The sequence below is a fragment of the Citrobacter sp. Cpo089 genome (genome assembly GCF_030332695.1).
In the GTDB taxonomy this organism is placed as follows: domain Bacteria; phylum Pseudomonadota; class Gammaproteobacteria; order Enterobacterales; family Enterobacteriaceae; genus Citrobacter; species Citrobacter portucalensis.
In genome coordinates, this window is sequence record NZ_JAOWHJ010000046.1 from 163,368 (window position 1) to 188,299 (window position 24,932).

Sequence of the window (24,932 nt, forward strand, 5' to 3'; positions counted from 1 at the left end):
ATATTCCTCAATATTTATTCTGATTGGAAACGAGTGATTCGCGGAAGTAATTATTGGGGATCTTAATGTTTAATTAAGGTTTCATCTGTTAATGAAGTGATAAATATATTGTGGTGCAAAGCGGGGCATAGATTAAATATGCCGGATGGCGACGCTCATGCGTCTTATCCGGCCTGCAAATTAATTGCGATAACCTGGCCGGACAGGGCGTTTACACCACCATCCGGCACAGGGTTTAAACTTAGCGTTTTTTACCCATCGCCGCCGCCAACGCATCCATCATCGCACTGTTGCCTGTAGGCTGTGCGTCACGGCCACGCGGTTTCGCCGCTTTTGGTGCCGGGCGATTGCCCTGAGCGCGATCGTTATTCCCGCCGCCGCGACGCGCATTGGTTTCACCCGGCTGCTCGTCCAGACGCATGGTCAGCGCGATACGCTTACGTTGCAGGTCCACTTCCAGCACTTTCACCTTCACAATGTCGCCCGCTTTCACCACGGTGTGTGGATCTTCGACGAACTTATTCGACAGCGAAGAGATATGCACCAGACCATCCTGATGAACGCCGATATCAACAAACGCGCCGAAGTTGGTAACGTTGGTGACAGCACCTTCCAGAATCATTCCCGGCAGCAGGTCGTTCATGGTTTCGACGCCATCAGCAAACTGTGCGGTTTTAAATTCAGGACGCGGATCGCGGCCCGGCTTTTCCAGCTCTTTGATGATGTCGGTGACGGTCGGCACCCCGAAGCGTTCGTCGGTAAAATCAGCGGGTTTCAGATTGCGCAATTCGCTGCTGTTACCCATCAGATCACGCAACGATTGCTCGGTGGCGGCCAGAATGCGTTCCACAACCGGATAAGCTTCCGGGTGGACGGTAGAGGCATCCAGCGGGTTATCGCCGTGGTTGATACGCAGGAAGCCCGCGCACTGTTCAAAGGCTTTAGGTCCAAGACGGCTGACTTTTAACAGTTGCTGACGGTTCTGGAATTGACCGTTCTCATCACGCCAGGCAACGATATTCTGCGCCATCATGCGCGTCAGACCAGCAACACGGGTCAGCAGCGGTACGGAGGCGGTATTCAGATCGACGCCGACGGCGTTCACGCAGTCTTCCACCACCGCATCCAGCTTACGCGCCAACTGAGTCTGGCTTACGTCGTGCTGATACTGGCCCACGCCGATAGATTTCGGATCGATTTTCACCAGCTCAGCCAGCGGATCCTGCAGACGACGGGCGATAGACACCGCGCCACGCAGAGATACGTCGAGGTCCGGGAACTCCAGCGCCGCCAGTTCGGATGCGGAGTAAACTGACGCTCCGGCTTCACTGACGATCACTTTCTGCGCGGTCACTTGCGGGAACTGCTTTTGCACGTCGAGGAAGAAACGCTCGGTTTCGCGCGACGCCGTACCGTTACCAATCGCCACCAGTTCAACGTTGTGTTTTTCACATAGCGTTGCAACGGCAACGGCGGCTTTGGCGGCCTGACCGGTATGCGGATAAATAGTGTCGGTCGCGACCAGCTTGCCGGTACCGTCAACCACTGCCACTTTTACACCGGTACGCAGACCTGGATCGAGGCCCATGGTGGCGCGCAGCCCGGCCGGAGCGGCCATCAGCAGGTCATGCAGGTTACGGGCAAAGACGTTGATAGCTTCATCTTCCGCACGTTCGCGCACGGTACCCATCAGCTCCGTTTCAAGGTGCATCAGCACTTTGATGCGCCAGGTCCAGCTAACCACGCCTTTACGCCAGCTGTCTGCTGGGGCGTTGTTCAGGCGCAGCCCCAGATGATCGCGGATAATCTGCTCGCCGTGGCTCTCTTTTGGTGGCTCATCGAATTGCGGATCGGCATTCAGTGAAAGCTGTAACACGCCTTCGTTACGACCACGGAACATGGCCAGCGCACGGTGGGATGGTACGGTAGAAATCGGTTCGTGGTGATCGAAGTAGTCGCGGAACTTAGCGCCTTCCTCTTCTTTACCGCTTACCACGGTGGCGACCAGGTGGGCGTTTTTCCACAGATAATCACGTACTTTTGCCAGCAGAGCAGCATCTTCAGCGAAGCGCTCCATTAGAATGTAGCGCGCGCCGTCGAGGGCGGCTTTGGTATCCGCCACGCCGTTTTCGGCGTTGAGATATTTTGCGGCTTCCGTTTCCGGGTCGTGAGACGGTTCGTTCCACAGCAGGTCTGCCAGCGGCTCCAGTCCAGCCTCAATGGCGATCTGCCCACGGGTGCGGCGCTTTGGTTTATACGGCAGATAGAGATCTTCGAGTTCGGTCTTACTTAACGTGCCGTTGATCGCTTTCGCCAGATCGTCAGTCAGTTTGCCTTGCTCGCCGATAGATTTCAGGATTGCCTGACGGCGGTCTTCCAGTTCACGCAGATATCCCAGACGGGTTTCCAGATTACGCAGTTGCGTATCGTCCAGACCGCCGGTGATTTCCTTACGATATCGTGCGATAAACGGCACGGTGTTCCCTTCGTCAAGCAGGCGAACGGCAGCTTCTACCTGTTCAGCACGAGCCTGAATTTCACCTGCGATAATGCGGCAGAAAGAATCATTCATCATGGATAGCTTCGTCTATAGGATAAAAAATCAGGGGATAGTTATACGGATTGACTGGCAAAAATGCCAGCCATCTGCCGGGGCTTCGGATTGTTCCGGTCTCACTTCACGTATTCAATCTCATTCACGTACCAGCTGGCTTCGCCACCTGGGGTGTTTACTACTGCGAGATCGCCGACCTCTTTTTTCAATAGCGCCCGCGCCATTGGTGAGTCGATTGAGATGTAATCCTTACGACCGAAGATCTCATCGTAGCCAACAATACGGAATTTGCGGATGTCGCCATCGTCATTTTCAATCTCAACCCATGCGCCAAAGAAGACTTTGCCTTCCTGCTGCGGGGAGTAATCGACGATTTTTAGATTCTCCATGCACTTGGTCAAATAACGGACGCGGCGGTCGATCTCACGCAGGCGCTTTTTATTATACTGGTAGTCGGCATTTTCGCTGCGGTCACCCAGACTTGCGGCCCAGGTAACTTTTTTGGTGACTTCCGGGCGCTCTTCACGCCAGAGATAATTCAGCTCTTGTTTAAGTTTTTCATACCCTTCACGGGTTATCAGGGGCGTTTTCATCTTATTGTTTTACCTTCGACTCTGTGATGATGCGCACAATTAGTATTACGTGAGCATATCAACAGAATAAATAATGTATTGCGAGAAACATTGTATACTTAAGCTGCTGTTTAATATGCTTTGTAACAATTTAGCCTGGAATTCATACCAGAATTCGCTGGTGACTCACGTTAGCTTTCTTAAGAATATACACTTAATTGTTGCGAACCTTTGGGAGTAATAACAATGCAAGAGAACTATAAGATTCTGGTGGTCGATGACGACATGCGCTTGCGTGCGCTTCTGGAGCGTTATCTGACCGAGCAGGGCTTCCAGGTTCGAAGCGTCGCAAACGCTGAGCAGATGGATCGTCTGCTGACCCGTGAGTCCTTTCACCTGATGGTGCTGGATTTAATGCTGCCTGGAGAAGATGGCCTGTCTATTTGCCGTCGCCTGCGCAGCCAGAGCAACCCGATGCCGATCATTATGGTCACAGCGAAGGGTGAAGAAGTTGACCGTATCGTAGGGCTGGAAATCGGTGCCGACGATTACATCCCGAAACCGTTTAACCCGCGTGAGCTGCTGGCTCGTATTCGCGCAGTCCTGCGTCGTCAGGCGAATGAACTGCCGGGCGCACCTTCTCAGGAAGAAGCGGTTATCGCTTTTGGTAAGTTCAAGCTGAACCTCGGTACGCGTGAAATGTTCCGCGAAGATGAGCCGATGCCGCTCACTAGCGGGGAATTTGCAGTACTGAAAGCGCTGGTAAGCCACCCGCGCGAGCCGCTGTCGCGAGACAAGCTGATGAACCTCGCCCGTGGTCGTGAATATTCTGCGATGGAACGTTCTATCGACGTCCAGATCTCCCGTCTGCGCCGCATGGTGGAAGAAGATCCGGCTCATCCACGCTACATTCAGACCGTATGGGGTCTGGGCTACGTCTTTGTTCCGGACGGTTCTAAAGCATGAGGCGAATGCGCTTCTCGCCACGAAGTTCGTTTGCCCGCACGTTATTGCTCATCGTCACCTTGCTGTTTGCCAGCCTGGTGACGACATACCTGGTAGTGCTGAACTTCGCGATTCTGCCGAGCCTCCAGCAGTTTAATAAGGTCCTGGCGTACGAAGTTCGTATGCTGATGACCGATAAACTGCAGCTGGAGGACGGTACGCAACTGGTGGTGCCGCCCGCATTCCGCCGGGAAATTTATCGTGAGCTGGGTATTTCCCTCTATTCCAACGAGGCCGCTGAAGAAGCCGGACTGCGTTGGGCGCAACACTATGAATTCTTAAGCCATCAGATGGCGCAGCAACTGGGTGGCCCAACGGAAGTCCGCGTTGAGGTAAACAAAAGCTCGCCGGTCGTGTGGTTGAAAACCTGGCTGTCGCCCAATATCTGGGTACGCGTGCCGCTTACGGAAATTCATCAGGGCGACTTCTCACCGCTGTTCCGCTATACGCTGGCGATTATGCTGTTGGCTATCGGTGGGGCGTGGTTGTTTATCCGTATCCAGAACCGGCCATTGGTGGATCTTGAACATGCGGCGCTGCAGGTGGGGAAAGGTATCATTCCGCCGCCGTTGCGTGAGTATGGCGCTTCAGAGGTGCGCTCCGTAACCCGAGCCTTTAACCATATGGCTGCGGGCGTGAAGCAGCTGGCCGATGACCGTACGCTGTTAATGGCGGGCGTGAGCCACGATTTACGTACCCCGCTGACGCGTATTCGTCTGGCGACGGAAATGATGGGCGAAGAGGACGGTTATCTTGCGGAGTCCATCAATAAGGACATCGAAGAGTGTAACGCCATCATCGAGCAGTTCATCGATTACCTGCGTACCGGTCAGGAGATGCCAATGGAGATGGCAGATCTGAACTCGGTGTTGGGTGAAGTGGTTGCGGCAGAAAGCGGCTACGAACGTGAAATCGAAACTGCACTGCTGCCGGGCAGCATTCAGGTGAAGATGCACCCGCTGTCGATCAAGCGTGCGGTTGCCAATATGGTGGTTAACGCCGCCCGCTACGGCAACGGCTGGATTAAGGTCAGTAGCGGAATGGAGCAGCATCGCGCCTGGTTCCAGGTAGAAGATGATGGTCCGGGCATCAAGCCGGAGCAGCGTAAACACCTGTTCCAGCCGTTTGTCCGCGGAGACAGCGCGCGCAGTACCAGCGGTACGGGCCTGGGGCTGGCGATTGTGCAGCGTATTATTGATAACCATAACGGTATGCTGGAGATTGGTACCAGTGAACGCGGTGGGTTGTCGATTCGTGCATGGCTTCCGGTTCCCTTCACTCGCGCGCCGGGCAACACGAAAGACGCATAACAAAGGGAGGCAAAATGCCTCCCTTTTTGTTGCTGTAGGCCGGATAAGGCGAAACCGCCATCCGGCACTTTTCGTTACAGCTTCGGTCCGGCGCTAACCAGCGCTTCACCTGCAGGGGTGTCGGTATATTTCTCGAAGTTCTCGATAAACAGTTTCGCCAGTGCGTTGGCTTTTTCCTGCCACTGCTCCGGAGATGCGTAGGTATTACGCGGATCGAGAATGCGAGTGTCCACACCCGGCAGCTCGGTCGGGATAGCCAGGTCAAACATCGGCAGACGGAACGTTTCCGCGTCATCCAGCGAACCGTTCAGGATGGCGTCGATAATCGCACGGGTATCTTTGATAGAGATACGCTTGCCGGTACCGTTCCAGCCGGTGTTAACCAGATACGCCTGCGCACCTGCCGCCTGCATACGTTTCACCAGTACTTCTGCGTACTGCGTTGGGTGCAGAGACAGGAATGCTGCGCCGAAACAGGCAGAGAAGGTCGGGGTCGGTTCGGTGACGCCGCGTTCGGTACCGGCCAGTTTGGCGGTGAAGCCAGACAGGAAGTGGTACTGCGTTTGGTCTGCCGTCAGGCGAGAAACCGGCGGCAGCACGCCAAATGCGTCGGCGGTCAGGAAGATCACTTTGGTAGCATGGCCCGCTTTTGACACCGGCTTAACGATATTATCGATGTGATAAATTGGGTAGGAAACGCGGGTGTTCTCAGTTTTTGAACCATCATCGAAATCGATGGAACCATCTTCGCGCACGGTGACGTTTTCCAGCAGCGCGTCACGACGGATCGCGTTGTAGATTTCCGGCTCGGCATCTTTAGACAGTTTGATGGTCTTCGCGTAGCAACCGCCTTCGAAGTTAAACACGCCGTCGTCATCCCAGCCGTGTTCGTCATCGCCAATCAGGCGACGTTTCGGGTCGGTGGACAGCGTGGTTTTACCGGTGCCGGACAGGCCAAAGAAGACTGCCACATCGCCTTTTTCCCCAACGTTTGCTGAGCAGTGCATGGAGGCAATGCCTTTCAGCGGCAGCAGGTAGTTCATTACGGAGAACATACCTTTCTTCATTTCGCCGCCGTACCAAGTGCCACCAATCAACTGGATACGCTCAGTCAGGTTGAAAGCCACGAAGTTTTCGGAGTTCAGACCCTGCTCTTTCCACTGCGGGTTGGTGCATTTAGCGCCGTTCATCACGATGAAATCAGGTTTGAAATCAACCAGCTCTTCGTCGCTTGGGCGGATGAACATGTTTTTGACAAAATGCGCCTGCCAGGCAACTTCGGTAATGAAGCGCACGGAAAGACGGGTATCGGCGTTAGCGCCGCAGAAAGCATCAATGATAAACAGGCGCTTGCCGGAAAGTTGCTGGGTGACTAATCCTTTCAGATGCTGCCAGGTTTCCGGGGAAAGCGGTTTGTTGTCGTTCTTACCTTTACCTTTGTCGGACCACCACAGCGTGTCGCGCGTGGTGTCGTCACGGACAATGTACTTATCCTTTGGCGAACGTCCGGTAAAGATACCGGTATCAACGGCAACGGCGCCCAGATTCGTTAACACGCCACGTTCATAACCTTCCAGGTTTGGATCAAGTTCTTCCTGGAAAAGCGTGTCGTAGTCTGGATTGTAAACGATATCCTGAACGTCATTGATACCATAAGCCTTGAGATCTTGCGGGGTTAAACTGTTGTTCACACGCATTTCACTGCTCCTTAGCCAATATGTATTACCTGGAATAGTAAGGTTTTTTAGGGATTGTTAACCGCGACAAGGCTCATAGATTTACGCATCCGGGAAAATCACGGGCGACCGAATGCGCTGCGACTCCTGTCACAAAGAGGCAGATATTATGGCAGGAAACCCTTTTTTGTTGTGGAAAATGTTCTTAAAACGTTAATGGAGAGTGTTTTTGGCGGGAATCTTGTGAGTGTAATCGCATTCACGTAAGAAATGAATGTGGGTTATACATAAACAATATCGATTCACTTCCCGTCGTCGTGGTCTGAAATCGCTCTATCAATGCTCAAAATTGTGAAGTTGATGCGATAATTAGCTTTTCCCTTCATTCTGGATACTGACATGGATAGTGCTGAAATTTCACGTACGACGCGTTGGGGCATGATATTCATCGGCCTGTTGCAGGGGACATTATGCTATCTGCTGATGACATATCTGGCGCCCCATAATGACGGCTGGCTGTTCTATGGCATGCCTGCGACGATTGCGATCACCTCGGCCCTTTTGCTTACTGTTGTTTCTTTCAAACAACGCGCGCTGTGGTACTGGATGGCGCTGATCTTTGTTGTCGTGCTGGCGATGAGTGTCTGGCTAAAGTGGCAAGTCGAGGACAGTGATAAGTGGCGGCAACATGAAGTTTTTATGTTCTACGGTTGGCGCCTACTGCTGATGGCGATGCTGGCTTTGCCCTGGATTCAGTACTCGCTTCATGTCTCTCGTGAGCAGGCGCGTTACCCGCATTTTTATCGGCAATTGTGGCTTAATGCGTTGACGTTGCTGATTGTCTTTGTCGCCAACGGTTTGTTCTGGCTGGTGCTCCTGCTATGGAGCGAGATGTTTAAGCTGGTCGGTATTCCCTTCTTCAGCACGCTCTTCTTTGATACCGACTGGTTTGGCTATGTGGCCTTTGGTCTGATTACCGCACTGGCAGTGGTACTGGCCCGTACACAGTCGCGTCTGGTCACGGCGGTACAAAAATTACTGACGTTTATCGCCACCGGTCTGTTACCTCTGGTCGCGCTGTTGGCGCTGATGTTCATACTGACCTTACCCTTCACCGGGCTGGAGGCTATTTCGCAACGCGTGTCTGCGGCTGGGTTGATGTCAACGCTGACGCTGCTCCTGTTGCTGTTGATAGCTATCGTGCGTGAACCGCAAAAAGAGGCGTTACCGTATCCTGGCGCGTTACGCTACCTGATCAAATGCTCTCTGATTGTCGCGCCCATCTATATGCTGATTGCCGGTTGGTCACTGTGGGTGCGAATACAGCAGTACGGTTGGACGCCTGAGCGCGTTTATGGCGTGCTGGTGGTCGTGGTGCTGCTGGTATGGTCGTTTGGCTATCTGGCCAGCATTTTGCGCCGCGGGCGCAATCCGCTTGAGCTTCAGGGGCCGGTCATTCTTGGTGTTTCGTTGCTGGCGTTGGGGCTGTTGGTTCTGCTGTCATCGCCGGTTATTGATGCCTGGCGCATCAGCGTTAACAGCCATATGGGGTTGTATCACAGCGGGAAAATTAAACCGGATCAAGTCAGCCTGTATATGTTGGATCACAGCGGAAAACCGGGGCGCGCAGCGTTGGAAGCATTACAAAAAGATGTGGCGTTTAATCAAGACAGTAAACGCAGACGCGACTTGAATTCTCTGCTGCAAGGGCGCCGGGATCCGGTTAAAGAGCTAACCGCAACACAGTTAGTATCGAAGGTTGTGATGGTTCCGGGGAGCCAGAAGCCAGACGATGCGTTCTGGGCGTTTGTCAAAACACAGGGGTATCGCATCACCTCTTGTGCTGAGCAGAATGCGTGCGTACTGGTGAGTCAGGACCTCAATGCGGATGGTCATCCTGAGCAGGTGTTATATGCCTTTGGCGATGGGGAGAGTCTGGTCTTCGGCATGCAGAAAAACAAATGGGATTTGTTAGCGGTCGCCACGCTACCTGAAGGATTCACTAAGGATAAATTGCTGCAGGCGGTAGCGAATCAGCAACTGGGCTCAACCCCTAGAATCTGGCGGGATATCACTATTGATGGCAAAAGACTGCCGATGACTTATTACACCGAGTGAGTGTGTTGCCGACATCGTTTTTGCCGGATGGCAGCGTGAACGTCTTATCAGGCCTACGACAGTTTTTCCGTAGGCCTGATAAGCGCCGTGCCATCAGGCAAGACAGTGATTAATGCACCTGGGGATCGGCAGGGGAGGCATTGCTGCGGATCTCAGCAATATCCATGGCGTTAAACAGATAGTGACTACCGCAGTAATCGCAGTGCATATCGATCTCGCCTTCTTCCGCCAGAATGCTGTCCACTTCTTCGTCCGGCAACGTTTTCAGTGCGCCTGCGCAGCGTTCGCGTGAACAGGTGCATTTGAACTCAACGTCCTGCGGATCGTAGAGAGTAACTTCTTCTTCGTGGTACAGGCGCCACAGCACTTCGTTGGCCGGCAGCGTCAGCAGCTCTTCGGCTTTGATGGTTTCAGTCAGGGCTGTCAGGTGATCGAAATCATCTGCCTGCGCGTTTTGCGCCGGCATTACCTGCAGCAGCATTCCGCCAGCAGCGGGTTTGCCATCAACGTCGCCAGTGCGGATGAACAGGCGTGTCGGCAGCTGTTCAGAGCGCATGAAGTAATCTTCCAGACACGCTGCCAGCGTGTCACCTTCCAGACCGACCACGCCTTGATAACGCTCGCCTTCTTCCGGGGTAATGGTGATCACCAGGTAACCGTTGCCCACCAGCGTTTTCAGATCGGCATCTTCAGGAATATCACCCTGCATGCGGGCCACGCCGCGCATCTGCTGATTGTTGTTGCCGTTGATGACGGCCAGGCTCAGCGGACCATCACCCTGCAACTGCACAGTGATATCACCGGCAAATTTCAGCGTGGCGGTGAGCAGGCTGGTGGCAACCAGTAGCTCAGCCAGTACGTTTTTGACCGGTTGCGGGTAAGTATGATTTTCGAGGATCTGTTGCAGGGTTTCCGAAACGGTCACCAGTTCGCCGCGCACGGCAAAGTTTTCAAACAGATAACGATGTAATTGGTCATGTTGCGGCATAATCATCTCTCTTGCAGGTGACAGTCACTCGCTGTCGCCGTGTTTAAATCGTAACAGGTCGCGGCGCTCTTTTTTGTCCGGTCGCCTGTCCGGGTGCGGCATGGTTAACGCGTTAAGTTTACGCGCCAGCGCCACTTTTTCGCGTTTTTCCACGCTTTCCGCGGTTTCTTCATACAGCGTAACGGCTTCCGTTGCCGGGCGACGCTGCTCGGTAATGGCCTTGATAATGACCGTTCGCTCGTCATTTCCCTGGCGCAGGGTGAGGGTGGCGTTCAGCTCGACAATCTTGCTTGGCTTACTGCGCTGGCCGTTGTAGTGCACCTTACCGCCTTCAACCATTTCGCGGGCTAGCGCACGCGTTTTGTAAAAGCGTGCAGCCCACAGCCATTTATCCAGCCTGACTTCAGCAGAGGGCTTTTCTTTCATGGCGTCTCCTTCACATCAGTGAGGGGATCAGTCGGCGGTAGTCATTCAGTGACGGATGGCGTGCGTACTGTTTTTCGGCGATGCCGGAGTCGGGATTGGTCACGCCGAGGCAGTAACGAATACCGTACAGAGCAGCGGCGTCGAGAATGGGTTCGCTGTCGTCAATAAACAGCGTCTTCTCTGCACTCATTCCCGTTTCTTCAGCCACAGCGTGCCATAACCGCTGATCCTCTTTGGGATAACCAAATGTGTGGGTGGAAAGTAATAAATCAAGGTGTGAGGCCAGACCGGTATGCTCAAGCTTCACCGCCAGATTATGCGGATGCGCGTTGGTGAGCAAAATGCGGCGCTTGCCGCTGGCTTTTAAGGCATCAAGAAACGGTACGGTATCTTCGCGCAAAACGGCGCGCGGTCCCTGTTCCGTGGTCATGGCGCAAATATCCAGATCCAGGCACTCGCTCCAGTAATCCAGGCAATACCAGTTTAGCGTATGCTGCACGGCATGATACTGCTGACGAATATAGTCCTGAGCTTCCTGAGGAGAGATACCCTGCTTCGCGCCATAGGTTTCCGGCACCAATTTTTGCCAGAAATAGTTATCGAATGCCAGGTCGAGCAGCGTGCCGTCCATATCTAACAACACGGTGTCGACATCCTGCCAGGCAATATTGATATGCATGGAAACTCCCCAGAAGAAAACATGATGCGCGACAGGGTAGCATATCCTGTCGCGCGAGCGTGTTATCGAATCAGGCTTTCCGGGTTGTCAATCAGTGTTGGATTGAGACAACTTTCGTAGTAGCTCTGAATTTCCGCGATGCGGGTGCGGTGACGCTGGTAGCGTCTGAATGCCTGTATGCTGTTGTAGATAGCGCATCCGAGCATGGAGAACATCAGCAGCGTCGTGCCAAGGTAGCGCCATAATCCTGAACGATCCGGAATACGATGCAGGCCAATGTGCTGGGTGCCATTGGCGTCAGTCGAAATATTGGTGACGATCCCCTCCGCGCGAAATGGTGTCTGCATTAGCATCTGCGCCAGGCGCTGGAAGGCGTTCCACTGTTCCTGGGGAGGATAGTCATATAGCGAGGTCGTCGGCCACGGCTGATCGACCAGATCGCTGCCTTCGTCGCTGATAATCAGGAAACCGCCAGGGGCAGGGCTATTCAGCGCCTGGGCTGCTCGCGCAGTCTCGCGTGAAATAAACGGCGCCGTAGAGGTATTCACCAGATTATCCAACGACTCTGCGCTTACCGGACGTAGCAGCACGTTCACGCCATCCAGTTTGCCTGCGTTCGCTCGCTTCACCAGCGCGGCCCAGTCTTTACTGTTACCGAGGTTAACCAGCGCATTTTTTAAGCGCATACATTCATCTTTGGCTGCACACAGATCGGCCGTTTTAAGGACAATCTCACCAAAATCGTCCAGTAACACCATGCCGGACTTTTGGATTGCCGAGCGTAGCGATGCGCTGACGCGAGAGTCATCGTCAGGTTTGGGATGCAGCTGACGGCTCACGGCCTGCGTGAGCGCGGTGGCCTTATTCACCAGGTCAGACTCAGGCAGCGGTAATGCGCGCGCATCATTCCAGATAATTTGCGAGCAATCGAAAGGCATAAACGGCGTGGCAGGCTGCGCATTCCAGCTCCCTTGGGTATGAATGTTACACATACCCGTACCACTCAGGTGCAGCGTGTCACCCACGCGAACGCCCGCGTTTTCGAGCTGTTTAACGCTGGCGGCTTCGATAGTTTGCGCGCCCTTCATCCAGGAGAGCGTGACCTTTATTGGCATATCCAGCGGGATCCAAAACAGCAGCATCAGCAGTACCAGCAACGAGCCGCCTGCGATGACAGCGTTGCGCAGCCAGTGCTGTAACGGGAAGTTTTTCACTTCATCGTGCAGAGATAAAAAACGCCCCTGGCGGGCAACGTGGCGATCGAGATAAATATCGATATCCGTTTGCTGGCCAAGGTCTTGGGCGATGTAAGGTTGCCAGTGAGCTGGGTAGATCAGATCAATAATACCCAGCGAGATATTATTAATTTGTTCCTGGTCGTTTTCGCCAAACAATCCCCAGCGACGCGGCGTACCGCGCAGACAATGAATTTCCCGCAGGGCGCTTTTAGACGGCGGGGCGAACAATCCCCACAGACCCGCAGCTAACAGCAACACCGCGCCACCGACTGCCCACGGAACAAACGTGTTCGGGATAACCAAACAGAAAAAGAACAGCAGGAATGATGCGGTTATCAGCAACGCCTCGCGCAATCCCGAAGGGCGGCTGAGCGCATATTCTTCATGGGTTTCCTGGCGAATATTCAGCAGTTCAATCTGCTCACTTTCTTCACCACGAATGGACGCCTGGGTAGAAGCGGTGTGCTGTAACGCATAACCTCGCGCTTCCTGCATATATTCCTGCAGCGTATGGCCGTTCAACGAGATAACCAGCGGTATCGTATTGGTGTGGATTATCTCAACGCTGTTTTCGTCGTTGATGTATTGTTCCCAGAAAGGGGGAAGATGTACCTCAACGGAATCAAGATAGTAGCGCCATTTGTTAGGATCGTCGGTGGTAATGCCGTAACGTGTAATCGAACGAGTAAGCACGATGACGCTATTACTTTGGGCATTCAACGTTAATGAGACCGGCGCAGCACTGGCTCCCGTGGGACCGGGTACTTGCTGAATTTGACTAAGGCTTTCGAGATAGTTTTCGACTGCGCTGCGTTCTTCAGGTGTGAGTTTACGTTTCGAGGCGTCTGAGAAGACGCTGCTCAAGGGTAAATTTTTCTGCCTGGATTTTGATTTGAGTAGCCATCCTGCAAGCAATGAGCAGGCCAGCAAAGCAGCTAAAAAAATCAGAATGGTGCTCATGCTTTCCCCATCTTACTTAGTCTGTCAGGCGTGGTCAGTCGCACCCTGTTCAATATTCGTGATTCTGTGGTTGGCTATCGGCAAGTGTGGAGTCGAACTTGAGCATCTTTAAATACAGCCCAGTAAATGCGAATCATAGCAAAATCACCAAAAATGGAATATCAGCAAATTCCTGGAGTTATTTCAACCTATTGACTTTTAATTTGAAATAGGGATTAACTTTTAGTACGTTACATAAATGTAAATAAACGGCAATTCACATTGCCGAAACCGTGCGGTATATCGCACAATAACCCCAGATTTCACAGCAAAGATCCTCACAATGAGCAAATCATTACAGAAACCCACGATTTTGAAAGTGGAAACCGTCGCCCAATCCCGGCTGTTTAAGGTCGAAAGCGTGGACCTTGAGTTCAGCAATGGCGTACGCCGCGTTTATGAACGTATGCGTCCATCCACGCGTGAAGCGGTAATGATTGTGCCGATTGTTGACGACCATCTGATCCTTATTCGCGAATATGCGGTCGGGACCGAGTCCTACGAACTGGGTTTTTCCAAGGGATTAATCGATCCTGGCGAAAGCGTGTTTGAGGCGGCGAATCGGGAGCTGAAAGAAGAGGTGGGGTTTGGCGCAAAAGATCTGACGTTTTTAAAGAAACTCAGCATGGCGCCATCTTATTTCTCCAGCAAGATGAACATCGTGGTGGCAGAGGACTTATATCCTGAATCGCTGGAGGGTGATGAACCTGAGCCATTACCGCAGGTGCGCTGGCCGCTGGCGCATTTGATGGACCTGCTGGAAGATCCTGATTTTCATGAAGCACGTAATGTCAGTGCGCTGTTCCTCGTACGCGAATGGCTGAAAGGGCAGGGGCGGCTTTAATTACGATTGCCAACTGATACCTTATCCAGCCTACAAAATTCCGGAAGATCAAATAATTGTACCGAAATTGTAGGCCGGATAAGCGAAGCGCCATCCGGCAATCGATCAGAACAGTTCGTGTGTCTCACCATTATCAATAATGGTTGTTCCCACCTCATGCACCGCTTGTTGCGTCGGCTGTGTGCCTTCAATGAAGTACTCTGCGCGGCTATTGCCACCGCTCGCCAGTTGTCCTGTGCTGCGATCGATATTGACCGTCACGATACCCGGCGGTGGCGTCAGCGGCTGTTCAGGCACACCTTCCAGCACGGATTTCATGTAAGCATCCCATGCAGGCTGCGCACTCTTCGCACCGCCTTCGTAGCCGGAGATTTGGTCTTTGATCGCGCCGGAAGCCGTTGTATGACCAAGGTTGCGGCGATGGTCATCAAAGCCGATCCATACCGACGTTACTACCCCTGGTCCGTAACCGGAGAACCACGCATCTTTAGAGCTGTTGGTAGTCCCGGTTTTCCCGCCGATATCATGACGCTGTAAATCGCGACCTGCGCGCCAACCGGTTCCCATCCAGCCTGGTTCACCAAAGATATTGGTGTTCAGCGCGCTTTTAATCAGGAAAGCTAGCGGCGTGTTGATCACGTGCGGAGCGTACTCTTGTGTTCCGCTTTGCGCGACCAGAGCCTGGTTCGCCTGCTCAAGTTGCGGCATAGGCACGGCGGCATTCTGCTGTTCCTGCGAGACGGCGACATCTTCTACGTTACTGTTTTCCAGCACATTAGATTTCTGGGTATCGCCATATATCACCGGAATATCGCATTCCGGGCAGGCAATTTTCGGCTTCGCTTCGAAGATAACGCCGCCCATATCGCTTTCAATCTTACTGATGAAATACGGATCGACCAGGAAGCCGCCATTAGACATCACTGCATAACCGCGTGCCACCTGCAACGGTGTGAACGAAGCAGAACCCAGCGCCAGCGACTCGGTATGCACAATGTTCTGTGCCGGGAAGCCGAAACGTTGCAGATACTCTGCCGCGTAATCCACGCCCATGGCGCGCATGGCGCGTACCATGACTACGTTTTTCGACTGACCCAGCCCCTGACGTAAGCGGATAGGACCGGCGTACTGCGGCGGGGAGTTCTTCGGCTGCCAGTCGGAACCAGCACCGGCATCCCAGCGGGAGATCGGCACGTCGTTGAGCATGCTCGCCAGCGTCAGACCTTTATCCATCGCGGCGGTATACAGGAATGGCTTGATGTTGGAGCCCACCTGGCGTAACGCCTGGGTTGCACGGTTAAACTTGCTCTGGTTGAAGTCAAAACCACCAACCAGCGCCAGCACCGCGCCGTTTTGCGGATTGATGGAGACCAGGGCTGAGTTGACGTCCGGCACTTGCGCCAGCCACCAGGCATCTCCCACCTGGCGTACCCAGATTTGCTGGCCAGTCTGTACTACGTCAGTCACTTTACGCGGCGTTGGGCCTTGTTGAGTATCCGAACGGTAAGGACGCGCCCAGCGCATACCATCCATCCGTAATGACACTGATGTACCATCCGCCAGCGCGGCAATGGCTTCCTGTGGATTGGCGCTGGTAACAACCGCCGGCAGCAGGGGGCCATAAGTCGGCAGCGCTTTCAGTGTATCGGTAATTTTCTTGCTGTCCCAACTGCTTTCGCCCACTTTCCACAGCACGTTCGACGGGCCGCGGTAGCCGTGGCGCATGTCGTAATCCATCACGTTGTTACGTACTGCCTGCTGAGCTGCCTGCTGTACTTTGCGCGTAATGGTAGTGGTGATGCGATACCCGTCTTCGTAGGCTTTCTCGCCATAACGGTTATACATCTCCTGGCGCACCATTTCAGACAGATACGGTGCAGAGAAAGCGATTTCCGGCGCGTGGTAGTTAGCGTCAATGGCCTCGCCGCGCGCCTGATCGTACTGGGCCTGCGTGATGTAGTTTTCGCTCAACATACGCGACAGTACAACGTTACGTCGCGCGGTTGCACGGTCCATCGAATAGAGTGGGTTGAAGGTTGACGGCGCTTTTGGCAGACCGGCAATCACCGCAATTTCACTTAAGCTGAGTTGATCCACTGTCTTACCGAAATAGACCTGCGCGGCAGCACCCACGCCATAGGCGCGATACCCCAGATAGATCTTGTTCAGATACAGTTCGAGGATCTCATCTTTACTCAGCAGTTGTTCAATGCGGATCGCCAGGAACACTTCTTTGATCTTACGCATCAGCGTACGTTCCGGGCTCAGGAAGAAGTTTCTCGCCAACTGTTGGGTAATGGTACTCGCCCCTTGCGAAGCGTGACCAGAGAACAATGCGACGCTGGCCGCACGGAAGATCCCCACCGGGTCTACCCCATGGTGCTCATAAAAGCGGCTGTCTTCTGTGGCGATAAAGGCTTTAACCATTACCGGCGGCATCTGATCCAGTGTGACCGGGATTCGACGTTTCTCGCCATATTGCGCGATTAGCTCGCCGTCAGCGCTGTAAACCTGCATCGGGATCTGTAAACGCACATCTTTGAGCGTCGCGACGTCAGGTAATTGCGGCTCGATATAGCGATAAAGGCCATAAATCGAGCCTGCTCCCAGCAGGATGCAACATACTGCAAGGATTAATAAATACTTTACGAACTTCACTGGAGATTTCCCATTTAGTGGCATTTGGGCAGTTTATAAACAAACGCGCGGTAGTATAAAGGCAAGCCAGACGCATTGATATACCCGTTAAAGCGACGGGTGATAAGGAGATCATCAGCAATGGCTTTCAATATCTGGAAAATTGGTCTGCATATTCAGCAACATGAAGCGCTGGCTGTCGCTATCGTTCGCGAAGCATCAGGTTGGTATCTGCAACGCTGGTGGCGTATACCGCTGACGCCTCAGGTTATCGTCGATGGCCACATTCGCGAGCCTGAACAGCTGGTCGCCGCGCTACTGCCGTGGAGCCGGGAGCTCCCTCGCCGACACCATATTCATCTCTCTTTTCCCGCCAACAGGACGTTACAAAAAAAGTTTCCTCGTCCGACAATGACGTTACGCGAGCCAGAGCAAACCGCATGGTTGTCCGGTTCGATGGCGCGTGAACTCGATATGGCGCCGGATGCGCTGCATTTTGATTATAGCGAAGACACGTTGAGCCCGGCGTTTAACGTCACTGCTGCGCAAAGCAAAGAGATTTCAGCGCTTCTGACGCTTATCCAAACCCTGAAGGTGCAGGTTACGGCGATTACACCGGATGCCAGCGCGTTACAGCGATTTATTCCCTTCTTGCCAGAGCATCAGCAGTGTCTGGTATGGCGTGATGACGCCCAGTGGTTATGGGCGACCCGTTCGGCATGGGGACGTAAATCAACGGGCGATATTGGCAGTATCGATGAGCTTGCCACGACATTATCTCTGCCCACGACAGCCATTGCGCAATGCTCCCCTGGCGGCTTCGACCCTTTGAGCGCCGTGTCTGTACGCCAGCCGCCCATTCCAACGCAAAGTCATCACTTCGCCATTGCGCTGGGACTCGCTATGGGAGGCGCGTATTGATGATAGCGACCATTAATCTTCTGCCCTGGCGTCAGACTCGGCGTTACGCTTGCCTGCGCTTCTGGGGCATCTTATTTAGCGCTTCGCTACTGCTTAGTAGCGGCGTGTTGTTGCGCTATTACAGCGTGTTGAGTGTAGAAAATCGGGCTGAATTGTTGCTGGCAGATGCCGAAAAGACGCGTGCCGAGGCCTTAATGGCGCTAAAGCCGCGTATGCAGCAGCGCCAGCAACGATGGCAACAGGTGCAGGCACGGAACAAACAGCGTGAGCAGACCCGAAGCTGGCAGTCGGTATTGCAAGAGCTGGCGGAATTCCTGCCTGAGCAGGCGTGGTTAACAAAAATGGCCTGGCAGCAGGACACGCTGGAACTGACGGGAAACACGCTGAACTTTGCCGCGCTGCAGGCGCTGGAGGCGCAATTACGCCAGCAGCCATTGTTTCAGTTGAGCAGCCCCGGTGAAACGCAGCAGGATGCGCAGGGACGCTGGCAATTCCACTATCGACTGACACGGAGCGGTGCGCATGATAACGATCTGTGATGTCTGGTTAGCGCAGTCGCCGCGCTTTCGACTCATCTGCTGGTGCGGCTGGATGTTAGGACTACTCATACTGGTGACGTTATGTCTTTATCCCGTCGCGCGGGAGCGGACGATGCAACGCGAGACGCTGGTCCAACAACGGGCAGCTATTCAGATGCAATGGCGAGATGTCTATCTGCTGGCGGCATCACCAGCAGAGCCGGAAGAGAAACTGACCCTGTTCTCCCCGCTGCTGTTTCAGACTTCACTTACTCGTCTTATCCACTGGCAACCCTCCGCGCAAGGCGGAGAGATGGCGCTGATATCGGCCTGGGATGCTATCCCGCAGACGTTTGTCCAGTTGGCGGATCAGGGGATGAACGTCAGCCGATTTTCGCTTAGCGCAGAAGACACGGAGTTGCTGCTAACGCTACAGCTGGAGCGTCTGAATGACGGTTGAACGCTGGCTGTTGGCATGTATGAGCGTACTGATGCTCACCGGTATGCGTAATCCCTTCCTGCCGCCGGAGGACCGCTGCCAAATTGCTGAGATGTCGACATGGCGCTTTCAGGGCATGGTGAGCCAGGGCACGCGACCCATCGGCATCGTTCAGGATAGCCAGAAAAAATGGCGGCGGGTTAAGCCAAATGACGTCCTGAAAAACGGTTGGACGATTACGCAGATAACGGCCCAGAACATAACCCTCGATACAGAAAAAAACTGCGAACCGCCGCGATGGCAGTGGCAACGACAAGGAGCGGTAAATGAAGCGATGGATAGCGTGGATAGTAATAGCGCTGGCGGTCGGGATAACGAGCGCGCTGGCGACGAAACCGCAAAACGTGACGCTGGTGCTCGATGATGTGCCGGTTACGCAGGTATTGCAGGCGCTGGCTGAACAGGAACAGAAAAACCTGGTGGTTTCGCCAGATGTCAGCGGTGTGCTGTCGTTGCATTTGACGGATGTCCCCTGGAAGCAGGCATTGCAGACGGTGGTAAAAAGTGCCGGGCTGGTATTACGCCAGGAGGGCAATATCCTGCATGTGCATTCTGTTCAATGGCAGAGTGAAAATGCGGCCCGCCAGGACAATGAACAGGCGCGGATTCAGGCCAGTATGCCGCTGGAGCAGCGCAGCATTATTTTGCACTATGCCGATGCTGCCGAGCTGGCAAAAGCAGGAGAAAAGCTGCTCAGTGCCAAGGGAAGCATGACGGTGGATAAACGGACCAACCGCTTACTGCTGCGTGATAATAGCGTTGCGCTTAACACCCTGGAAAAGTGGGTATCGCAAATGGATTTGCCGGTTGCCCAGGTCGAACTGGCGGCGCATATCGTCACCATAAATGAAAAAAGTTTGCGCGAGCTGGGGGTGAAGTGGTCGCTGGCTGACGCACAACAATCGGGGGCGGTTGGGAATGTTACAACGCTTGCCAGCGATCTCTCTGTAGCCACCGCCACATCCCGCGTGGGATTTAACATTGGCCGCATTAACGGTCGTTTACTGGAACTGGAGTTGTCTGCGCTGGAGCAAAAACAGCAGTTGGATATCATCGCCAGTCCACGATTACTGGCATCTCACCTGCAACCTGCCAGTATTAAGCAGGGCAGTGAGATCCCTTATCAGGTCTCCAGCGGTGAAAGCGGTGCGACATCCGTCGAGTTCAAGGAAGCGGTACTGGGGATGGAGGTAACACCAACGGTATTGCAGAAAGGGAGAATCAGGCTGAAACTGCATATCAGCCAGAATGTTCCCGGACAGGTTCTACAGCAGGCAGATGGCGAAGTGCTGGCTATCGACAAGCAGGAGATTGAAACGCAGGTCGAGGTAAAAAACGGCGAGACGATTGCGCTTGGCGGGATTTTTTCACATAAGAATAAATCCGCAGCCGACAGCGTGCCGCTATTAGGCGACATTCCCTGGCTTGGCTCTCTTTTTCGCCATGATGGTAAAGAAGATGAACTGCGCGAATTAGTGGTCTTTATTACGCCCAGACTGGTTTCAACGGAATAACTTATGCATGAAAAGCCATTGTTTTTGCACTGAACACGTTTCAGGGATTTGACGTGAGGGTGTATTTAGCATACAAGGAGTACCGATTTGAGCGTCGGTACTTTTCTTTACTTATGCGGCAGTGAATACGCTTTGCCTTTCCGGTGGTGTGCCATAGGCTTATTGGGTGTCATCTGACTGCGCGATACGTCGCCAGGTCTGATGTTTGCAGGGTAGCATGCCTGCCACGACCAGAAATGCGTTAGGTTTGGTGATTTATTCAGTTGCCAAACCCGCTTGAGTATTGAGATAATTTTCAGTCTGACTCTCGCAATATCTTATGAGGTTTCAGTTCATGTCCTGCTGCGCTGGGTGTCTGCGAAGCGGGTTTACCATTAACGAATAGTCTTAGTAGTACCGAAAAAATGGCAGAGAAACGCAATATCTTTCTGGTTGGGCCTATGGGTGCCGGAAAAAGCACTATTGGGCGCCAGTTAGCTCAACAACTCAATATGGAATTTTACGATTCTGATCAAGAGATTGAGAAACGAACCGGAGCTGATGTGGGCTGGGTCTTCGATGTAGAAGGTGAAGACGGCTTCCGTGATCGCGAAGAAAAAGTCATCAACGAGTTGACGGAAAAACAGGGTATTGTGCTGGCAACTGGCGGTGGCTCTGTAAAATCACGTGAAACACGTAACCGTCTTTCCGCGCGTGGCGTCGTGGTCTATCTTGAAACGACAATTGAAAAACAACTTGCACGTACTCAACGTGACAAGAAACGCCCGCTGCTGCAGGTAGAATCACCGCCTCGTGAAGTTCTGGAAGCGTTGGCTGACGAACGCAATCCTTTGTACGAAGAGATTGCTGACGTGACCATTCGCACCGACGATCAGAGCGCAAAAGTCGTAGCAAACCAGATTATTCATATGTTGGAAAGCAACTAATTCTGGCTGAATACACACTCGTCTGCGGGTACAAGTAACTAAGGTGGATGTCGCGTAATGGAGAGGATCACAGTCACTCTCGGGGAACGTAGTTACCCTATCACCATCGCGGCTGGTTTGTTCAATGAGCCAGCTTCATTCTTACCGCTGAAATCGGGCGATCAGGTTATGTTGGTGACCAACGAAACCCTGGCTCCCCTTTATCTCGATAAGGTTCGCGGCGTACTTGAACAGGCGGGTGTTAACGTTGATAGCGTTATCCTTCCCGATGGCGAGCAGTATAAAAGCCTGACGGTTCTGGATACGGTTTTCACCGCGTTACTGCAAAAACCGCACGGTCGTGATACCACGTTAGTTGCCCTTGGCGGCGGCGTGATTGGCGATCTGACCGGTTTTGCGGCAGCCAGCTATCAACGTGGTGTTCGTTTTATTCAAGTCCCGACAACCCTGTTGTCGCAGGTCGACTCCTCCGTTGGCGGCAAAACCGCCGTAAACCATCCCCTCGGTAAAAACATGATTGGCGCGTTTTACCAACCGGCCTCCGTGGTGGTGGATCTCGATTGTCTGAAAACGCTTCCTGCGCGTGAGCTGGCATCGGGGCTGGCGGAAGTGATCAAATACGGCATCATTCTTGACGGTGAATTTTTCAGCTGGCTGGAAGACAATCTGGATGCGTTACTGCGTCTGGATGGTCCGGCAATGGCGTACTGTATCCGTCGTTGTTGTGAGCTGAAAGCAGAAGTTGTCGCAGCAGACGAGCGTGAAATGGGCTTACGTGCTTTACTGAATCTGGGACACACGTTTGGCCATGCGATCGAAGCTGAAATGGGTTATGGCAATTGGTTACATGGTGAAGCAGTCGCAGCAGGTATGGTAATGGCTGCCCGTACGTCAGAACGTTTGGGTCAGTTCACCTCCGCTGATACGCAGCGCATCATTACGCTGTTACAGCGAGCTGGCTTACCGGTGAATGGTCCGCGTGAAATGTCCACCGAGGCTTATCTGCCGCACATGCTGCGAGATAAAAAAGTGTTAGCGGGAGAGATTCGTTTGGTGCTTCCGCGAGCGATAGGGAAGAGTGAAGTGCGCGGCGGAGTGTCGCACGAGGTGGTTCTTAACGCTATTGCTGATTGCCAGCAGGCGTAACAACAAGAAAGGTCAGGCTTACGTTGCGAAACGTAGGTCTTTTAGCTTCAGGTTATGTGCAAAGTCGTAAGCATTAACCTTTGAGTGGGGTGTTAAATGGATGAATTCAAACCAGAAGACGAGCTGAAACCCGATCCCAGCGATCGTCGTACTGGTCGTTCTCGTCAATCGTCTGAACGCGATAATGAGCCGCAAATCAATTTTGATGATGTTGATCTGGATGCTGACGATCGCCGTCCTGCGCGCGCACGCAAAGAGCGTGATGAAGAGCAGGACATTGAAGAAGAGTATGAATCTGATGACGATGCAGTGGATGAAGAGCGTGTAGAACGTCGTCCGCGCAAGCGTAAGAAAGCCGTCAGCAAACCTGCCTCCCGCCAGTATATGATGATGGGCGTGGGTGTTCTGGTACTGCTGCTGCTGATTATCGGCATTGGTTCTGCGCTGAAAGCCCCCTCATCTTCTTCCAATGAGCAGGCAGCATCTGGCGAGAAGAGCATCGATCTCTCTGGCAGCAATGCAACGGATCAGGCGAGTGCAACGACACCTGCAACGGGCGCTGAGCAGACCGCTGGCAATACCCAGCAGGATGTTTCCCTGCCACCGATTTCCTCTACCCCGACTCAAGGTCAGGCACCTGCGGCAACTGAAGGGCAGCAGCGTGTTGAAGTGCAGGGCGATTTGAACAACGCTCTGACGCAACCACAGGGTCAGGAACAGGTTAACAACGTTGTGGTTAACTCTACGCTGCCGACCGAACCTGCGACCGTTGCGCCGATGCGTAATGGTAATGCTGCGCGCCAGACTGCGAAAACGGAAACGACTGAGCGTCCTGCTGCTACGCGCCAGGAACGTAAACAGGCCGTAATTGAGCCGAAGAGCAAACCGCAAACTACGGTGAAAGCGACGCCGACAGAGCCGAAACCTGTTACCCAGGCAAAACCAACCGTAACTGCTACCGCGCCGACCACCACAACTAAAGCACCTGTGGTAACCGCTACGCCGAAAGCGACCGCTGAGCCGAAAGCAACCACAACTGCGCCAGCACAGACTGCAACGCCTGCGCCAACGGCGACAGCAACAACGCCTGTTGCTGGCGGAGCGAAAAGTGCAGGTAATGTTGGAGCGTTAAAATCTGCGCCGTCCAGCCATTACACGCTGCAGCTCAGCAGTTCTTCTAACTACGACAACCTGAACGGTTGGGCGAAGAAAGAAAACCTGAAGAACTATGTGGTGTACCAGACGACGCGTAACGGTCAACCGTGGTATGTTCTGGTGACAGGCGTGTATGCGTCTAAAGAAGATGCGAAACGTGCAGTGTCTACGTTACCCGCTGATATTCAGGCGAAAAACCCGTGGGCAAAACCGCTGCATCAGGTTCAGGCCGATTTGAAGTAAGATAGGATATGTTCTGCAATGGTTTGATGTTTCGCCCAATTGCGGGACAAAGACTAAAGCGCAGGATGCTGTCGGAGCTTTCTCCACAGCCGGAGAAGGTGTAATTAGTTAGTCAGCATGAAAAAAAATCGCGCTTTTTTGAAATGGGCAGGGGGGAAATACCCCCTGCTTGATGATATCAAACGGCATTTACCTCAGGGTGAGTGCCTGATTGAACCTTTCGTGGGTGCCGGGTCGGTGTTTCTCAACACCGACTTTTCTCGTTATATTCTTGCCGATATCAACAGCGACCTTATCAGTCTCTATAACATCGTGAAGACGCGTACCGATGAGTATGTGCAGGCTTCGCGTGAGCTGTTTATGCCTGAAACCAATCAGGCTGAGGTGTACTATCGGTTCAGAGAAGAATTTAATGCCAGCGAGGATCCGTTCCGCAGAGCAGTGCTGTTCTTGTATCTGAACCGCTTTGGTTACAACGGATTGTGCCGTTATAACCTGCGCGGCGAGTTTAACGTCCCGTTTGGGCGTTATAAAAAACCTTACTTCCCGGAAGCCGAGTTGTACCATTTTGCTGAGAAAGCGCAGAATGCGGAGTTCCATTGCCTTTCCTATGAAGAGTGCATGGACCGTGCGGATAGCAACTCTGTGGTCTATTGTGACCCGCCTTATGCACCACTTTCGGCGACGGCAAATTTCACTGCGTATCACACCAACAGCTTTAGCCCGAAAGAGCAAGCGCATTTGGCCGAGATGGCAGAAAAGCTGGTCAGTAAGCAGATCCCGGTGTTAATTTCGAACCACGATACGCCCGATACCCGTGAATGGTACCGAGCGGCGAAACATTTTCAGGTCAAAGTGCGGCGCAGCATAAGCAGCAATGGCGGCACGCGTAAAAAGGTGAACGAACTGCTGGCACTGTATAAACCAGGAGTTGTAACGCCTGCGAAGAAATAAATCTCAAGGA

General features: G+C 53.2%; 21 protein-coding genes. 13 read left to right on the top strand and 8 right to left on the bottom strand.

What is annotated here, in order from left to right; translation table 11 throughout:
* Positions 1 to 241 precede the first annotated feature (241 nt).
* Together OGX92_RS08195 and greB are read right to left on the bottom strand one after the other, a co-directional pair.
* The gene (locus OGX92_RS08195; RefSeq protein ID WP_148361389.1) at positions 242 to 2,575 is read right to left on the bottom strand and encodes a Tex family protein; all 2,334 of its coding nucleotides are present in this window, start codon (positions 2,573 to 2,575) and stop codon (positions 242 to 244) included.
* Between the two features lie 98 nt (positions 2,576 to 2,673).
* The gene (gene greB / locus OGX92_RS08200; RefSeq protein WP_003023524.1) at positions 2,674 to 3,147 is read right to left on the bottom strand and encodes a transcription elongation factor GreB; all 474 of its coding nucleotides are present in this window, start codon (positions 3,145 to 3,147) and stop codon (positions 2,674 to 2,676) included.
* Between the two features lie 225 nt (positions 3,148 to 3,372).
* On the opposite strand from greB, the gene ompR reads away from it, so the two are divergent.
* Positions 3,373 to 4,092 carry an osmolarity response regulator transcription factor OmpR gene (gene ompR, locus OGX92_RS08205; protein ID WP_001157751.1) on the top strand — a complete coding sequence of 240 codons (720 nt, stop codon included), beginning with the start codon at positions 3,373 to 3,375 and terminating at the stop codon, positions 4,090 to 4,092.
* Complete coding sequence (gene envZ / locus OGX92_RS08210; RefSeq protein WP_003827658.1) at positions 4,089 to 5,441, top strand: two-component system sensor histidine kinase EnvZ; 1,353 nt, start codon at positions 4,089 to 4,091, stop codon at positions 5,439 to 5,441. The genes ompR and envZ overlap by 4 nt, the downstream gene beginning before the upstream one ends.
* 74 nt (positions 5,442 to 5,515) lie before the next feature.
* On the opposite strand, the gene pckA is transcribed toward envZ, so the two are convergent.
* On the bottom strand, positions 5,516 to 7,138 hold the full coding sequence (gene pckA, locus OGX92_RS08215; RefSeq protein WP_003023529.1) for a phosphoenolpyruvate carboxykinase (ATP): 1,623 nt from the start codon (positions 7,136 to 7,138) through the stop codon (positions 5,516 to 5,518).
* A gap of 378 nt (positions 7,139 to 7,516) precedes the next feature.
* On the opposite strand from pckA, the gene OGX92_RS08220 reads away from it, so the two are divergent.
* The gene (locus tag OGX92_RS08220) at positions 7,517 to 9,235 is read left to right on the top strand and encodes a DUF4153 domain-containing protein (RefSeq protein WP_286586429.1); all 1,719 of its coding nucleotides are present in this window, start codon (positions 7,517 to 7,519) and stop codon (positions 9,233 to 9,235) included.
* A gap of 109 nt (positions 9,236 to 9,344) precedes the next feature.
* Here the strand turns inward: OGX92_RS08220 and hslO are convergent, their stop codons facing one another.
* The 4 genes from hslO to igaA form a co-directional block, all read right to left on the bottom strand.
* Entirely contained in the window at positions 9,345 to 10,223 is an 879-nt protein-coding gene (gene hslO, locus OGX92_RS08225; protein WP_003023531.1) for an Hsp33 family molecular chaperone HslO, read from the bottom strand.
* Between the two features lie 24 nt (positions 10,224 to 10,247).
* Entirely contained in the window at positions 10,248 to 10,649 is a 402-nt protein-coding gene (gene hslR, locus OGX92_RS08230; protein ID WP_016157639.1) for a ribosome-associated heat shock protein Hsp15, read from the bottom strand.
* Between the two features lie 10 nt (positions 10,650 to 10,659).
* Entirely contained in the window at positions 10,660 to 11,328 is a 669-nt protein-coding gene (yrfG, locus tag OGX92_RS08235; RefSeq protein ID WP_003023533.1) for a GMP/IMP nucleotidase, read from the bottom strand.
* A 62-nt stretch (positions 11,329 to 11,390) separates the two neighbouring features.
* On the bottom strand, positions 11,391 to 13,526 hold the full coding sequence (gene igaA, locus OGX92_RS08240; RefSeq protein ID WP_286586430.1) for an intracellular growth attenuator protein IgaA: 2,136 nt from the start codon (positions 13,524 to 13,526) through the stop codon (positions 11,391 to 11,393).
* A 322-nt stretch (positions 13,527 to 13,848) separates the two neighbouring features.
* Between igaA and nudE the strand changes: the two genes are divergently transcribed.
* A complete protein-coding gene (nudE, locus tag OGX92_RS08245; protein WP_003827667.1) occupies positions 13,849 to 14,409 on the top strand; it encodes an ADP compounds hydrolase NudE in 561 nt (186 codons plus the stop codon).
* 105 nt (positions 14,410 to 14,514) lie between these two features.
* Here nudE and mrcA read toward each other — a convergent pair whose 3' ends face one another.
* Positions 14,515 to 17,067, bottom strand: a complete 2,553-nt coding sequence (mrcA, locus tag OGX92_RS08250; RefSeq protein ID WP_003827669.1) for a peptidoglycan glycosyltransferase/peptidoglycan DD-transpeptidase MrcA — start codon at positions 17,065 to 17,067, stop codon at positions 14,515 to 14,517.
* Positions 17,068 to 17,187: 120 nt separating this feature from the next.
* On the opposite strand from mrcA, the gene OGX92_RS08255 reads away from it, so the two are divergent.
* The 9 genes from OGX92_RS08255 to dam all read left to right on the top strand — a co-directional run bounded on the left by OGX92_RS08255 (position 17,188) and on the right by dam (position 24,922).
* Entirely contained in the window at positions 17,188 to 17,967 is a 780-nt protein-coding gene (locus OGX92_RS08255; RefSeq protein ID WP_003827671.1) for a type IV pilus biogenesis protein PilM, read from the top strand.
* Positions 17,967 to 18,506, top strand: a complete 540-nt coding sequence (locus OGX92_RS08260; RefSeq protein WP_257662219.1) for a PilN domain-containing protein — start codon at positions 17,967 to 17,969, stop codon at positions 18,504 to 18,506. The genes OGX92_RS08255 and OGX92_RS08260 overlap by 1 nt, the downstream gene beginning before the upstream one ends.
* On the top strand, positions 18,490 to 18,945 hold the full coding sequence (locus tag OGX92_RS08265) for a HofO family protein (RefSeq protein WP_032934157.1): 456 nt from the start codon (positions 18,490 to 18,492) through the stop codon (positions 18,943 to 18,945). Before OGX92_RS08260 ends, OGX92_RS08265 begins: the two co-directional genes overlap by 17 nt.
* Positions 18,935 to 19,348 carry a HofP DNA utilization family protein gene (locus OGX92_RS08270; RefSeq protein ID WP_032934159.1) on the top strand — a complete coding sequence of 138 codons (414 nt, stop codon included), beginning with the start codon at positions 18,935 to 18,937 and terminating at the stop codon, positions 19,346 to 19,348. The genes OGX92_RS08265 and OGX92_RS08270 overlap by 11 nt, the downstream gene beginning before the upstream one ends.
* Complete coding sequence (gene hofQ / locus OGX92_RS08275; protein ID WP_286586431.1) at positions 19,251 to 20,498, top strand: DNA uptake porin HofQ; 1,248 nt, start codon at positions 19,251 to 19,253, stop codon at positions 20,496 to 20,498. The genes OGX92_RS08270 and hofQ overlap by 98 nt, the downstream gene beginning before the upstream one ends.
* Before the next feature lie 404 nt (positions 20,499 to 20,902).
* Positions 20,903 to 21,424, top strand: a complete 522-nt coding sequence (aroK, locus tag OGX92_RS08280; RefSeq protein WP_003023552.1) for a shikimate kinase AroK — start codon at positions 20,903 to 20,905, stop codon at positions 21,422 to 21,424.
* A gap of 57 nt (positions 21,425 to 21,481) precedes the next feature.
* Entirely contained in the window at positions 21,482 to 22,570 is a 1,089-nt protein-coding gene (gene aroB, locus OGX92_RS08285; RefSeq protein WP_003827681.1) for a 3-dehydroquinate synthase, read from the top strand.
* A gap of 96 nt (positions 22,571 to 22,666) precedes the next feature.
* A complete protein-coding gene (gene damX, locus OGX92_RS08290) occupies positions 22,667 to 23,968 on the top strand; it encodes a cell division protein DamX (protein WP_149335473.1) in 1,302 nt (433 codons plus the stop codon).
* Between the two features lie 117 nt (positions 23,969 to 24,085).
* Positions 24,086 to 24,922, top strand: coding sequence for an adenine-specific DNA-methyltransferase (dam, locus tag OGX92_RS08295; protein WP_048215408.1), 837 nt, complete (start codon positions 24,086 to 24,088; stop codon positions 24,920 to 24,922).
* The last annotated feature ends 10 nt before the right edge of the window (positions 24,923 to 24,932 follow it).

What these genes read in the sequence shown, in the direction of transcription:
- igaA (WP_286586430.1), bottom strand. Translation starts at nt 13,526, where the DNA reads ATGAGCACCATTCTGATTTTTTTAGCTGCTTTGCTGGCCTGCTCATTG.
- OGX92_RS08220 (WP_286586429.1), top strand. Translation starts at nt 7,517, where the DNA reads ATGGATAGTGCTGAAATTTCACGTACGACGCGTTGGGGCATGATATTC.
- hslO (WP_003023531.1), bottom strand. Translation starts at nt 10,223, where the DNA reads ATGCCGCAACATGACCAATTACATCGTTATCTGTTTGAAAACTTTGCC.
- OGX92_RS08270 (WP_032934159.1), top strand. Translation starts at nt 18,935, where the DNA reads ATGACGGTTGAACGCTGGCTGTTGGCATGTATGAGCGTACTGATGCTC.
- nudE (WP_003827667.1), top strand. Translation starts at nt 13,849, where the DNA reads ATGAGCAAATCATTACAGAAACCCACGATTTTGAAAGTGGAAACCGTC.
- yrfG (WP_003023533.1), bottom strand. Translation starts at nt 11,328, where the DNA reads ATGCATATCAATATTGCCTGGCAGGATGTCGACACCGTGTTGTTAGAT.
- pckA (WP_003023529.1), bottom strand. Translation starts at nt 7,138, where the DNA reads ATGCGTGTGAACAACAGTTTAACCCCGCAAGATCTCAAGGCTTATGGT.
- aroB (WP_003827681.1), top strand. Translation starts at nt 21,482, where the DNA reads ATGGAGAGGATCACAGTCACTCTCGGGGAACGTAGTTACCCTATCACC.
- OGX92_RS08195 (WP_148361389.1), bottom strand. Translation starts at nt 2,575, where the DNA reads ATGATGAATGATTCTTTCTGCCGCATTATCGCAGGTGAAATTCAGGCT.
- damX (WP_149335473.1), top strand. Translation starts at nt 22,667, where the DNA reads ATGGATGAATTCAAACCAGAAGACGAGCTGAAACCCGATCCCAGCGAT.
- hslR (WP_016157639.1), bottom strand. Translation starts at nt 10,649, where the DNA reads ATGAAAGAAAAGCCCTCTGCTGAAGTCAGGCTGGATAAATGGCTGTGG.
- dam (WP_048215408.1), top strand. Translation starts at nt 24,086, where the DNA reads ATGAAAAAAAATCGCGCTTTTTTGAAATGGGCAGGGGGGAAATACCCC.
- hofQ (WP_286586431.1), top strand. Translation starts at nt 19,251, where the DNA reads ATGAAGCGATGGATAGCGTGGATAGTAATAGCGCTGGCGGTCGGGATA.
- greB (WP_003023524.1), bottom strand. Translation starts at nt 3,147, where the DNA reads ATGAAAACGCCCCTGATAACCCGTGAAGGGTATGAAAAACTTAAACAA.
- envZ (WP_003827658.1), top strand. Translation starts at nt 4,089, where the DNA reads ATGAGGCGAATGCGCTTCTCGCCACGAAGTTCGTTTGCCCGCACGTTA.
- OGX92_RS08265 (WP_032934157.1), top strand. Translation starts at nt 18,490, where the DNA reads ATGATAACGATCTGTGATGTCTGGTTAGCGCAGTCGCCGCGCTTTCGA.
- aroK (WP_003023552.1), top strand. Translation starts at nt 20,903, where the DNA reads ATGGCAGAGAAACGCAATATCTTTCTGGTTGGGCCTATGGGTGCCGGA.
- OGX92_RS08255 (WP_003827671.1), top strand. Translation starts at nt 17,188, where the DNA reads ATGGCTTTCAATATCTGGAAAATTGGTCTGCATATTCAGCAACATGAA.
- ompR (WP_001157751.1), top strand. Translation starts at nt 3,373, where the DNA reads ATGCAAGAGAACTATAAGATTCTGGTGGTCGATGACGACATGCGCTTG.
- OGX92_RS08260 (WP_257662219.1), top strand. Translation starts at nt 17,967, where the DNA reads ATGATAGCGACCATTAATCTTCTGCCCTGGCGTCAGACTCGGCGTTAC.